The following is an 11,920-nucleotide window of genomic DNA, read 5'->3' on the forward strand; positions in this document are numbered from 1 at the left end:
TCACCCGCGGATGGCCGATAAACGACGGGGCCTTGATCGCCGTATACAGCGATCAAGGCCCCGAAACCGCCGGTCAGAGGGATTATCGAGCGGCTCGGTTGACGGCCGAGACGACCGCCTTCAGTGACGCACGCGTCGTGTTCGCGTCGATGCCGATCCCCCACATGACCTTGCCGTCGATCGCGCATTCGATGTAGGAGGCGGCCTGCGCGGAGGCGCCCTCGCTCATCGTGTGCTCCTGGTAGTCCAGCAGCCGGGCGTCGATGTCCACCTTCGCCAGCGCGTCGAAGAAGGCCGAGATCGGGCCGTTGCCGGAGCCGGTGAGGACGGTCTCCTCGCCGTCCACGACGGCCTCCACCTTCAGCGTGTCCACGCCGTCCGTGTCCGTCGTCGACTGGCCGTTCCTGACCTGGATCCGGCCCCACGGGTTCTCGGGGTTCGGCAGGTACTCGTCCTGGAAGACCGCCCAGATGTCGGAGCCCTTGACCTCGCCGCCCTCGGCGTCCGTCTTCGCCTGGATGATCTTCGAGAACTCGATCTGCATCCGGCGCGGCAGGTCCAGCTTGTGGTCGTTCTTCAGGACGTACGCGATTCCGCCCTTGCCGGACTGCGAGTTGACCCGGATGACCGCCTCGTAGGAGCGGCCGACGTCCTTCGGGTCGATCGGCAGGTACGGCACCGCCCACTCGATGTCGTCGACGGTGACACCCTTCGCGGCCGCGTCGGCCTCCATCGCGTCGAAGCCCTTCTTGATGGCGTCCTGGTGGGAGCCGGAGAAGGACGTGTAGACCAGGTCGCCCACGTACGGGTGGCGCGGGTGGACCTCCATCTGGTTGCAGTACTCCCACGTACGACGGATCTCGTCGATGTCGGAGAAGTCGATCTGCGGGTCGACGCCCTGCGAGAACAGGTTCATGCCCAGGGTGACCAGGTCGACGTTGCCGGTGCGCTCGCCCTGTCCGAACAGACAGCCCTCGACGCGGTCGGCGCCGGCCATCAGGGCCAGCTCGGCGGCGGCGACGGCGGTGCCGCGGTCGTTGTGCGGGTGGATCGAGATGCAGACGTGCTCACGGCGGGAGAGGTTGCGGTGCATCCACTCGAAGCGGTCCGCGTGGGTGGAGGGCGTCGAGCGCTCGACCGTCGCCGGCAGGTTCAGGATGATCTCGCGGCCCGGGCCGGGCTGGTAGACGTCCATGACCGCCTCGCAGACCTCCAGCGCGAAGTCCAGCTCGGTGTCGGTGAAGATTTCCGGCGAGTACTGGTAGCCGAACTCCGTCTCCGGGCCCAGCAGCTTCTCCGCGTACTCCATCACCAGGCGCGTGCCGTCGACGGCGATCTGCTTGATGTCGTCCTTGGAGCCCCGGAAGACGACCCGGCGGAAGACCGGCGCGGTGGCGTTGTACAGGTGGACGGTGGCCCGCTTGGCGCCCTTCAGCGACTCCACGGTCCGCTCGATCAGGTCCTCGCGGGCCTGGGTCAGCACGGAGATCGTGACGTCGTCGGGGATCGCGCCCGGCTCCTCGACGATCGAGCGTACGAAGTCGAAGTCGGTCTGCCCGGACGCCGGGAACCCGACCTCGATCTCCTTGTAGCCCATCTTGACCAGCTGGTCGAACATCCGGCGCTTGCGCTCGGGCGACATCGGGTCGATCAGGGCCTGGTTGCCGTCGCGCAGGTCGGTGGAGAGCCAGCGGGGGGCTTGGGTGATCCGCTGGTTCGGCCAGGTGCGGTCGGGGATGTCGACCTGCTCGTAGCGGCCGTACTTGTGGATCGGCATGCTGCTGGGCTGCTGGCGGTTCGCCATGATTGCGGGGCTCCTCTTGGTGTCCGGAAAGGACGGCCGACACGCAACACGAAGCTCCGCGGGGAGGGAGTCGACCTGGCTTACAGGCCCTCGCCGCGGCAGCTAAGAAGAAGCAGCCCGAAACGCATGATGCGAGCCACTCTAGCCGAGCCGATTCCGGATAGGCGGTTCCGTATCAGTATGCGGGACCGCGGAAGCCTTCGGTAGCACAGAGCAACCAGCCACGGGGCTACGTATCCCTACATTTCACCAATCATGGTTGCGGGTGGTGACACGGCCATGACTCAGTGCAAGGGTGCCGGGCATGACGACAAACGGGGGCTTCGAGCCCGTCTTCTGCACGGTCGTACCACCACACGTCCTCGACAAGCTGGCCCGAAACGAGGACCCCGCACTCGCCGGCCCGGCACAACGCACCCTGGTCCGCGACAGCGAACTGCGCGGCCGTCGCCGCGTGACCACCGAGTTCAACCTCGCCGCCGTGCCGCAGGCGAAGGCACCGTCGGACCAACCGCTCCGCACCATCTACGACGCCGAGCACAAGACCGACCTCCCCGGCACGGAAGTCCGCGCCGAGGGAAGCGACCCCGGTCAGGACGCCACCGTCAACCGCGCCTACGCCGGCCTCGGCGCCACCTTCGACCTCTACCTGAAGGCGTACCAGCGGCACTCGATCAACGGCGACGGCCTCCCGCTCGACGCGACCGTGCACTTCGACGAGAACTACAACAACGCCTTCTGGAACGGCGAGCAGATGGTGTTCGGCGACGGCGACGGCGAGATCTTCCTCGACTTCACCATCCCGATCGACGTCATCGGCCACGAACTCACCCACGGCGTCACGCAGTACACGGCGAACCTCACGTACTACGGCCAGCCGGGCGCTCTCAACGAGTCGATGTCCGACGTCTTCGGCTCGCTCATCAAGCAGTACACGCTCGGCCAGACCGCCGCCGAGGCCGACTGGCTGATCGGCGCGGGCCTGCTCGCCCCCAGCGTCTCCGGCAAGGCCCTGCGCTCGATGAAGGAGCCGGGCAGCGCGTACGACGACGACGTGCTCGGCAAGGACCCGCAGCCCGCGACGATGGACGACTACGTCCGCACCGGCCGCGACAACGGCGGCGTCCACATCAACTCCGGTATCCCCAACCACGCGTTCTACCTGGTCGCGACCGCCCTCGGCGGCCACGCCTGGGAGAAGGCGGGACAGATCTGGTACGACGTCCTCACCGGCGGCGAACTGAGCGACCGCGCGCTGTTCACCGACTTCGCCAAGCTCACGGTCGCGGCGGCGAAGTCCCGCTTCAACGACGGCGAGGAACTCCAGGCCGTACAGAAGGCGTGGGAGCAGGTCGGGGTGCGGATCCTGTAAGTCCGTACTAGACAGGGACCCATGCGTATTCAGGTGAGGCGCACGGGCGGGTTCGCGGGCATCGAGCGGCACAAGGAGGTCGACACCTCCGGGCGGCCCGATGCCCACGAATGGCAGGCCCTGGCGGAACAGGCGCTGGCCGCCGGCCGGACCACGCGCCCGATCGGCGTGCCGGACGGCTTCAGCTACGAGATCACGGTGGACGGGAAGACGGTGTACGCGGCCGATCCCCGACTGACCCAGGAGCAGCGCGAACTGGTCTCGAAGGTACTCAAAGAGGGCGCGTAACTGCTAGTTCACGCCCACCCGTTGACTTAGCTACCCGCCGGTACCGATGATCCGGCGCATGGCGACTCAAGACCGTGCGATCCCCCAGTTCCCGGCCGGCTTCCTGTGGGGTGTCTCGACCTCGGCCCACCAGATCGAGGGGGCGGTGGATCTGCGCGAGCCCTCCGTGTGGGACGCGTTCACGGCCGAGCCGGGGCGGGTGAAGGACGGCTCGACGGCGGCGGTGGCCTGCGACCACTACCACCGTCGGCGCGAGGACGTGGACCTGCTGGCGGGCCTGGGCGTGGACGCGTACCGCTTCTCGATCTCCTGGCCGCGGGTCCGGACGGACAAGGGCCTCGACTTCTACGACCGTCTCGTGGACGACCTGGTCGCGGCGGGCGTCCGTCCGGTCCCGACCCTCTTCCACTGGGACCTGCCGGTGTTCTTCGAGGAGAAGGGCGGCTGGCTGGCCCGGGACACCGCGTCCGCCTTCGCCGAGTACGTCTCCGCCGTCGCCGACCGTCTCGGCGACCGCGTCAAGAAGTGGATCACCGTCAACGAGCCCGCCGAACACACCCTGTTCGGCCACGCGTTGGGCGCCCACGCACCCGGCAAGCAGCTGATGTTCGACGCGCTGCCCGCCGCCCACCACCAACTCCTGGGCCATGGACTGGCCGTTCAGGCGCTGCGCGCGGCCGGGGCGAGCGACATAGGCATCGCCAACTCGCACGGCCCGACCTGGCCCGCCTCCCAGGACCAACCCGACCTGGAGGCGGCCGACTTCTACGACCTGCTGCTCAACCGGCTCTTCGCCGACCCGGTACTGCTCGGCGAATACCCGTCCGGGCTCGGCGACTTGATGCCGGGGGACGTGGCGGCGGACCTCAAGGTGATCAGTGAGCCGCTGGACTTCTACGGCGTCAACTTCTACGCGCCGACGCGCGTGGGCGCCCCGCAGGGCGAGGACATCGAGTTCGGCGGACTGACCATCCCGGCCGAACTCCCCTTCTCCGTCCAGGAGATCGCGGGCGTCCCGGTGACGGACTTCGGCTGGCCGGTGGTCCCCGAGGCGCTCACGGAGGTGCTCACGGCCTTCCACGAGCGCTACGGCGACCGGCTCCCGCCCGTCGTCATCACCGAGAACGGCTGCTCCTACGACGGCCTCGACGACCGGGCGCGCATCGCCTACCTCGACGGCCATGTCCGCGCCCTGCACAAGGCAGTTGAGGCGGGCGTGGACGTGCGCGGGTACTTCGTGTGGTCGCTGATGGACAACTTCGAGTGGGCGGAGGGGTACGCGCAGCGGTTCGGGCTGGTGCACGTCGACTTCGACAGCCTCGTGCGGACGCCGAAGGCCTCGTACGCCTGGTACCGCGACCTTCTGAGGGACCAGCGGTGACCACGACCGACCCGTCGGACGCGTTAGGGGACGCCCTGGCCGAGCCCGTCGCGCGGGTCGGCCGGGGCTGGACGGCCTCGCTCTCGCTGGCCAACGTGGCGATCTGGGTGGGCTGGTACGGCCCGCTCCAGATCCTGCTGGCCCGCCAGGCGGAGGACTTCGCGCCGGGCACGGGCATGTCGAAGGAGACGCTGCTGGCGTGGGTGACGGGGGTGGGGGCGGCCGTGTCCCTGGTCGCGAACCCGTTCTTCGGCGCGCTGTCGGACCGGACCACGGCCCGCCGGGGCCGCCGTACGCCGTGGATCGTGGCCGGGTCCGCGGGCGGCGCGCTGTCGCTGCTGCTGCTCGCCGGCGCGGACGGCCTGTGGCTGATGACGCTCGGCTGGTGCCTGGTCCAGCTGACCCTGAACGCGTCCTTCGCGGCCGTCACGGCGGCCGTCCCCGACCGGGTGCCGCGGCTCCAACGGGGCGTGGTGGGAGGCTGGTTGGGCGCGGCACAGATCCTCGGCGCGGTTGTCGGCACGGCGCTCGCGACGGCGGCGGGCGGGATCGCGGCGGGGTACGCGGCCTGCGCGGTGTTCACCCTGGCGGGTGTGGCGCCGTACGTGCTCCGCCACCGGGACCTCCGGCTGGCGCCCGCGGACCGGCCGCCCTGGTCCTCGCGCGCCTTCGTCCGCGGCTTCTGGCTGAGCCCGCGCCGCTACCCGGACTTCGGCTGGGCCTGGCTGACCCGCTTCCTGATCAACCTCAGCAACGCGCTGGTGATCCTCTACCTCCTGTACTACCTCCGGGACCGGCTGCACTACGACGATCCCGAGCAGGGCGTCCTGATCCTGACCGCGGTCGACAGCGTGGCCCTGCTGGCCACGGTCGTGGTGGGCGGCGTCTGGTCGGACCGGACGGGCCGCCGCAAGCCCTTCGTGAAGTGGTCCGGCGTCCTGATGGCGCTGGCCACCGCCCTGCTGTCCTTCTGGCAGACCTGGCCCAGCGCGATCGTCGCGGCGGCGCTCCTGGGGGTGGGCCTGGGCGTCTTCATGTCGGTCGACTTCGCCCTGATGACCGACGTCCTCCCCAGGGCCCTGGACCGGGGCAAGGACCTGGGCGTCATCAACATCGCCAACGCCCTCCCCCAGGTCGCCGCCCCCGCCCTGGCCGCACCGATCGTCACGCACCTCGGGGGATACCGGGTGCTGTACGGGGTGGCGGCGGCGGTGGGTCTGGCGGGAGCGGTCCTGGTGGGCCGTATCAGAAGCGTCGACTAGGGTTCCTCGCCGTTCGTCCCGGGGGCGAGGCCGCGCGACTCCGAGGTGGCGAGGAGGTTCGCGCCCCCGAGACGGCGCTGGATCGAGGCACGCTGGGCCGCGAACCAGTCCCGGCCTTCCGCGGCGACGGACTCGAGGATGCGCAGGGCGGTGGAGATGCCGGAGGAGTCGAGGGCGAGTTGGTACAGCTGGGCGGGGTCCTCGGCGATGCGGTCGACGAAGTCGCGGAAGTTCTCGACGACGATCTCGATGCTCTCGGAGTTGAGCAGGGAGAGGCACAGCGCCTGCCCGAGGATGACCTCGTCCTGGGGCCGGGTTCCGGTACCGAGGGCGGCGGAGTCCTTGTCCAGGCGTACGACCTTGCGGAGTTCACCGACGCCGCGGATGCTGACCTGCGCGACGGCGACCGAGCCGATGGCGTCGTAGCGGAAGGCCGTGCGGTCCTCCCGGAAGTGGTCGGCGGTGACGAAGTCCATGGTCCATCTGTGCTGGCGGACACCGCCCTCGGTGAGCAGGAAGAGACGGATGATGTACGACGAGTAGCGCGGCGGACCGCAGCGGACGCGGGCGCGATGGCAGCCGGGGGCGGCTTCGGTGACGAAGAAGGAGGTGCGGACGTCGTGGTTGCTCAGGCCGTAGTGGTCGAGTGATTCGCGGCGCAGGGCCCGCAGGTCGTAGTCGAGCCACTTCGCCATCTCGTTGTCGGTGGGGCGGTCGGCGAGGTAGTCGCGCCACTGCTGCCAGACCCGCAGCTCGTTCTCGTACCGGACGCCGAAGTCATGGACGTCGGCGGCGCGGGTGCGGCGCCTGGCGTGGACCTCGTATCCGGTCCTGAGACCCAGAAGGACGGCCGCGGCGAGCACGACCACGGCCCCGAACCCCTTGCCCGCGTCGAGCGAGAAGAGGTCGCCCACGCCGGCGAGTGCGCCGATGCCGAAGCAGACCACGCCGGCCCAGAAACCGAAGGAGATCTGCACCGGAGTGCGCAGCCGCCGCTGGTAGTCGAAGAGCGTGCCGTTGCGCCAGGCGACGGCGGTGTCCTCCGCGTGCATCCCGACGAGCCACTCCAGCCCTGCCGTGCTGTTCGTGCCGGCGAAGGCGACCGTGAGTTCGTTGGCCAGGGTGAGACGGATGCCCGCGGAGTGCCGGGCCCAGGCCGACGGGTCCTCGCCCTGGCGGAGCCGGCTCTCAAAGGCCGCGGCGATGACGTGGGAGATGGCGGTGTGGAAGTCCTCGTACTGCCGGGTGGGCCAGGCGATGCGGTAGGCACCGGGGACCACCGCCGGGTCGAAGGGGACGGCACCGTGGTGCCAGGGCCCCTGCCCCGCCGTCGAAGGGAAGTGGCGGCGGTTCTCCTCGGCGAGGCGTTCGCCGAGCCACCGGCGTTCGACACCGCACCACGCGGCGGCCGCCCCGCCCGCGCCGACGGCGAGCAGGACGAAGAAGGCGGTGGCGACCGAGCCCCGGAGGAGGACCGCGAGCGCGAGGGCGAAGCCGACCACGCCCAGGACCGCGGCGCCCGCCAGCGCGGCCTGGTCGACGCCGGTGAGACCGGCGGGGGCGGCCGTGCGCTGTTTGGGCGCCACGGGGTCCGGGAGGAAGAACTTGTGGGCCCGGGCCTCGCGTCGGCCGGCCCGGCGGTTCTCCCGCACCTCCGCCGCGTCCCATGCGTCCAGCCGGTCGCGGACCGCTCCGTTCATGAGCATCTGGAGGTGCTGCAGGATCTCCGAACGCCGGCTGGCGGGCAGTGCGTCGACGCCCTCGAACAGGGCAAGGAGACTGCCGTCGGCGTGCACGGCCTCCGGCGGCCGGCTCACGAGGCTCAGCAGCCGGCAGACGATGCCGATGGCCGCCCGGTGTCCGTCGGGATCGTCCGAGGCACCCGGCGCACGCGGCCTGCCTGGCCCACCCGGCCCGCCCGGCCCACTCGGCCCGCCCGCCCCGCCCGGTTCATCCGGTGCGTCCGCGAAGGCGGCTGCCTGGCGGAGTAACTCCATGTGTTTCTCGCCCAGGAGTTCATAGGGCCGGTCGCTGAGGATCGCGAGCATCAGATAGTAGGCGTGCTCGGGGGTTCGTTCCGCCTCGAAGGCCTTTTCGAGGAACCGCAGGGCACTGAGCCGGTTGTTGCTCCCGAGTTCGCGGACGCCGAATCTGAACAGTTCCTCGGGGGGTGCCTGGGAGCCGGGCTGGTACACGTCGCCGTGGACGACGCCTATCTGTGCACCCACCCAGGAGCCGGCCATGGCGTTGAACGCCGGTCCCGGGCCGCCCGGTTGCCCGGGTACCGGGTTCATCGCTGCCCCGTCACGACGGCGATCACGGCGGTCACGGCGCCGGCGAGTCCGCCCACGTCCTCCACCAGGCCCTTGAGCTTGCGCAGCGCCCGGACGAAGGCGCCCCTCTCCTCCTCTCCGGCGGGCTCGGTGAGTCGGGCGGCCTCGTCCAGTACCTGCTGGGCTTCGGCGTAGGTACCGGCATCGACGTCGTTCCGCTCGCGGGCCGATTCCAAGGCCTGGCGGAGGGAGGTGACGCGGTCGGCGAGGGACAGGTTCTGCGGCTGCCCGTCCCGGCCCATGGTGATGTGGACATTGCCCGCCACATGACCAATTTGATTACCACTATGGTCGCCATGAGTATTGAACGTGACGTTTTCTGTCATTTCGCTTCCCCCGATGGCAGAGATCCCGATTTGCGGCGAAACCATTTCACAGCAAAGCATCCGATTGACGCCTTGTCAGGTAAACGGCCAACTGTCCTTCGCCCCGGGTCTCCGCGCTGTATCTAGAGGGCGCCGGCGTCCCTTGCCGCGTAGACCGACGGGTACACCGGCCGATACCCCAGCTCCCGCCGGATCCGCTCCGTGGACATGATCACCAGCCACGGGTCGGGGTCGACCCGCTCGTACAACTCCCCCGGAATCTCGGCCCCGTTGAGCTGGTGCAACTCCACCGCCGTCACCGGAGCGTCGTCGGCGATGTTGTACGCCCGTCCCCCGATCCCCGGCGCGTGCAGGATCCGCAGCAACCCCTGGGCGACATCCGCGTGGTGGCCCACGTGCAGCCGCTGGTTCGACGCCCAGTTCTTCGCCCACATCAGCGACTGCGCGAGATGCGGATCCCCCTCGCCGTACACGAACGGAAGACGGGCGATGCGCAGGTCCAGGCCCTCCAGTGCGCGCAGCTCCCGCTCGGCCGCCGCCTTGGACTCGGGGTAGGCACCCCACATCGTGCCGCCGGGCCGGGACTCGTCGTCCTCGGTCAGCGGGCGGCCGCGTCCGGTGCCGTAGACCAGGCCCGTGCTGACCTGCACGAACCGGCTGACCCCCGCGGCCAGCGCGGCGCGGCCGAGTTCCACCGCCGCGTCCCGGTTGACGGCCCGCGCCTCCTCGTCCGGAACCCCTCGGAAGGACGCGGCGACGTTCACGACCGCGTCCACCCCGGCGACCGCCTTGCCGAGCGCCTCGGTGTCCCGCAGGTCGCCGACGACGACCTCGGCGCCGAGTTCGGCGAAGGGCTCTCCTCGGCCGGCGTCCCGTACGAGTACGCGTACGCGCTCCCCCGGCCGGCTCTGTGCCAGCAGCCTCGGGACGAAGCGCCGTCCGACCTGTCCCGTCGTACCTGTCACCAGTGTCAGCATGTGCTGCTCCTCTCGTCACGGACCAGCTTCGGGAGAGGGGCCGGCGGCTGGGAGAGACCTCCTGATCGGGGGACCCGCAGTCCCTGGATAAGCCGGGCGCGCTGCCGCAGTCTTGAGGGGTGGACCGTGACGAACTCGCCGACTTCCTGCGCCGCTCCCGAAGCCGCCTGAACCCGTCGGACGTGGGCCTGGCCGCGGGCGCCCGGCGCCGCACTCCGGGACTGCGCCGGGAGGAGGTGGCCCAGCTGACCGGCATGTCGGTGGACTACTACACGCGCCTGGAGCAGTCGCGGGGGCCGCGGCCCTCCCGGCAGATGCTGACGGCGCTCGGGCGGGCGCTGCGGCTGACCGTCGCCGAGCAGGACCATCTGTTCCACCTGGTCGGCGAGGAGCCGCCGCGGCGGGAGACGGCGTCGTCGCATGTGCGGCCGGGACTGCTGCTGATCCTGGACCGGCTGTACGACACTCCGGCGCAGCTGCTGAACGACTGCGGGGAGGTGCTGGCGCAGAACGCGATGGCGAAGGCGCTGGTGGGGGACGTGATGTCACGGCCCCGGCGGGAGCGCAACCTGCTGCGGCTCTTCTTCCTGGACCCGGAGGCGCGCTCGCTCATCCCTCCCGAGGACCACGATGTGCATGCCCGCGCGCATGTGGCGAGCCTGCGTGCGGTGGCCGCGGCCCGCCCCGACGACCCGGAACCGTCCGCACTGGTCGCCGAACTCCGCGCGTCAAGCGAGGAGTTCGCGACCCTCTGGGACGAACACGAGGTCTCCTACCGTCACCGCGCGACGAAACGCTTCCTGCACCCGCTGGTGGGTCTCCTGGAACTGGACTGCGAGGTGATGCTCAGCCACGAACACCACCACCTCCTGATCGTCCACTCGGCCCGCCCGGGCACGGACTCCTACGAACGCCTCCAGCTCCTGAGGGTGGTGGGCCTACAGGACCTGACCCCCTCAACAGCCGAAACCCCGTAACCCCTCAGAACCCCAGCTTCCGCAACTGCCGAGGATCCCGCTGCCAGTCCTTCGCCACCTTCACACGGAGGTCCAGACTGCATCAATTAGCGGCTACCGCCGCGCGGCCGGCGTGCCCAACAGAGCCTCGCTCTGCCCGCGGCTCTCGATGCCGACCTCCTTCAGACGCAAGCCAGGGCGGCCACCACCGCACCCCCGCCCACCCCTGCTCAGAACCCCAACTTCCGCAACTGCCGAGGATCCCGCTGCCAGTCCTTCGCCACCTTCACGTGCAGGTCCAGGAAGACAGGTGTGCCGAGCAGCGCCTCGATCTGTTTGCGGCTCTTGATGCCGACCTCCTTCAGGCGCTTGCCCTTGGGGCCGATGATGATGCCCTTCTGGCTGGGGCGCTCGATGTAGACGAAGGCGTGGATGTCGAGGAGGGGCTTGTCGGCGGGGCGGTCCTCGCGGGGGAGCATCTCCTCGACGACCACCGCGATGGAGTGCGGCAGTTCGTCGCGGACGCCTTCCAAGGCCGCCTCACGGATCAGCTCGGCGATCATCACCTGCTCAGGCTCGTCCGTGAGGTCGCCCTCGGGGTAGAGCGCCGGGCCCTCCGGCAGCAGCGGGACGATCAGGTCGGCCAGCAGACCCACCTGCTTGTCGCCGACCGCCGATACCGGCACGATCTCCGCCCACTCGAAGCCCAGCTCCTTGCCCAACTGGTCGATCGCGATGAGCTGCTCGGCGAGGGTCTTGGAATCGACGAGGTCGGTCTTGGTGACGATCGCGATCTTCGGCGTCTTCTTGATCGACGCCAGCTCCTTCGCGATGAAGCGGTCACCCGGACCGAGCTTCTCGTTCGCCGGCAGGCAGAAGCCGATCACGTCCACCTCGGCCCAGGTGGTACGGACGACGTCGTTCAGCCGCTCCCCCAGCAGCGTGCGCGGCTTGTGGAGCCCGGGGGTGTCGACCAGGATCAGCTGGGCGTCCTCCCGGTGCACGATCCCCCGTACCGTGTGCCGCGTGGTCTGCGGCTGGTTGGCGGTGATCGCCACCTTCTGGCCGACCAGAGCGTTCGTGAGGGTGGACTTGCCCGCGTTGGGGCGCCCGACGAAACAGGCGAAGCCGGCGCGGTGGGGGGCCGCCGCCGACGGCTCGGATGACTGACTGCGAACGCTCATGCGGCCCATTCTCCCTGATCCACAGACCCCTGCCGCA

The 11,920-nt window shown here is 69.9% G+C and carries 10 protein-coding genes; 5 read left to right on the plus strand and 5 right to left on the minus strand.

Features of this window, described 5'->3' with window-relative positions:
• Window positions 1-82 precede the first annotated feature (82 nt).
• A complete protein-coding gene (gene leuA / locus ABZ896_RS14785) occupies window positions 83-1,804 on the minus strand; it encodes a 2-isopropylmalate synthase (RefSeq protein WP_360927457.1) in 1,722 nt (573 codons plus the stop codon).
• A 304-nt stretch (window positions 1,805-2,108) separates the two neighbouring features.
• On the opposite strand from leuA, the gene ABZ896_RS14790 reads away from it, so the two are divergent.
• Genes ABZ896_RS14790 through ABZ896_RS14805 form a run of 4 tightly spaced genes read left to right on the plus strand, consistent with a single transcriptional unit; the run spans window position 2,109 to window position 6,107 of the window.
• On the plus strand, window positions 2,109-3,176 hold the full coding sequence (locus tag ABZ896_RS14790; protein ID WP_360927460.1) for a M4 family metallopeptidase: 1,068 nt from the start codon (window positions 2,109-2,111) through the stop codon (window positions 3,174-3,176).
• A gap of 21 nt (window positions 3,177-3,197) precedes the next feature.
• Window positions 3,198-3,464 (plus strand): protealysin inhibitor emfourin, encoded by a 267-nt coding sequence (locus ABZ896_RS14795; protein WP_360927462.1) that lies wholly within the window; start codon window positions 3,198-3,200, stop codon window positions 3,462-3,464.
• Window positions 3,465-3,510: 46 nt separating this feature from the next.
• The gene (locus ABZ896_RS14800) at window positions 3,511-4,845 is read left to right on the plus strand and encodes a GH1 family beta-glucosidase (protein ID WP_360927465.1); all 1,335 of its coding nucleotides are present in this window, start codon (window positions 3,511-3,513) and stop codon (window positions 4,843-4,845) included.
• The gene (locus ABZ896_RS14805; protein WP_360927468.1) at window positions 4,842-6,107 is read left to right on the plus strand and encodes an MFS transporter; all 1,266 of its coding nucleotides are present in this window, start codon (window positions 4,842-4,844) and stop codon (window positions 6,105-6,107) included. Before ABZ896_RS14800 ends, ABZ896_RS14805 begins: the two co-directional genes overlap by 4 nt.
• Here the strand turns inward: ABZ896_RS14805 and ABZ896_RS14810 are convergent.
• The 3 genes from ABZ896_RS14810 to ABZ896_RS14820 form a co-directional block, all read right to left on the minus strand.
• Entirely contained in the window at window positions 6,104-8,401 is a 2,298-nt protein-coding gene (locus ABZ896_RS14810) for a hypothetical protein (RefSeq protein WP_360927471.1), read from the minus strand. The genes ABZ896_RS14805 and ABZ896_RS14810 overlap by 4 nt on opposite strands.
• On the minus strand, window positions 8,398-8,706 hold the full coding sequence (locus ABZ896_RS14815) for a hypothetical protein (protein ID WP_360927474.1): 309 nt from the start codon (window positions 8,704-8,706) through the stop codon (window positions 8,398-8,400). Before ABZ896_RS14815 ends, ABZ896_RS14810 begins: the two co-directional genes overlap by 4 nt.
• 182 nt (window positions 8,707-8,888) lie before the next feature.
• Entirely contained in the window at window positions 8,889-9,743 is an 855-nt protein-coding gene (locus ABZ896_RS14820) for an NAD(P)-dependent oxidoreductase (protein WP_360927477.1), read from the minus strand.
• A gap of 119 nt (window positions 9,744-9,862) precedes the next feature.
• Between ABZ896_RS14820 and ABZ896_RS14825 the strand changes: the two genes are divergently transcribed.
• Window positions 9,863-10,720, plus strand: coding sequence for a helix-turn-helix transcriptional regulator (locus ABZ896_RS14825; protein WP_360927480.1), 858 nt, complete (start codon window positions 9,863-9,865; stop codon window positions 10,718-10,720).
• Between the two features lie 209 nt (window positions 10,721-10,929).
• Here the strand turns inward: ABZ896_RS14825 and era are convergent, their stop codons facing one another.
• Entirely contained in the window at window positions 10,930-11,883 is a 954-nt protein-coding gene (era, locus tag ABZ896_RS14830; RefSeq protein WP_360927483.1) for a GTPase Era, read from the minus strand.
• Window positions 11,884-11,920 lie beyond the last annotated feature (37 nt).

This window comes from Streptomyces sp. NPDC047072 (assembly GCF_040643855.1).
Taxonomy (GTDB): Bacteria; Actinomycetota; Actinomycetes; order Streptomycetales; family Streptomycetaceae; genus Streptomyces.

Coding starts and splice junctions, on each gene's coding strand:
- leuA (WP_360927457.1), bottom strand. CDS start 1,804: ATGGCGAACCGCCAGCAGCCCAGCAGCATGCCGATCCACAAGTACGGC.
- ABZ896_RS14795 (WP_360927462.1), top strand. CDS start 3,198: ATGCGTATTCAGGTGAGGCGCACGGGCGGGTTCGCGGGCATCGAGCGG.
- ABZ896_RS14810 (WP_360927471.1), bottom strand. CDS start 8,401: ATGAACCCGGTACCCGGGCAACCGGGCGGCCCGGGACCGGCGTTCAAC.
- ABZ896_RS14800 (WP_360927465.1), top strand. CDS start 3,511: ATGATCCGGCGCATGGCGACTCAAGACCGTGCGATCCCCCAGTTCCCG.
- ABZ896_RS14820 (WP_360927477.1), bottom strand. CDS start 9,743: ATGCTGACACTGGTGACAGGTACGACGGGACAGGTCGGACGGCGCTTC.
- ABZ896_RS14790 (WP_360927460.1), top strand. CDS start 2,109: ATGACGACAAACGGGGGCTTCGAGCCCGTCTTCTGCACGGTCGTACCA.
- era (WP_360927483.1), bottom strand. CDS start 11,883: ATGAGCGTTCGCAGTCAGTCATCCGAGCCGTCGGCGGCGGCCCCCCAC.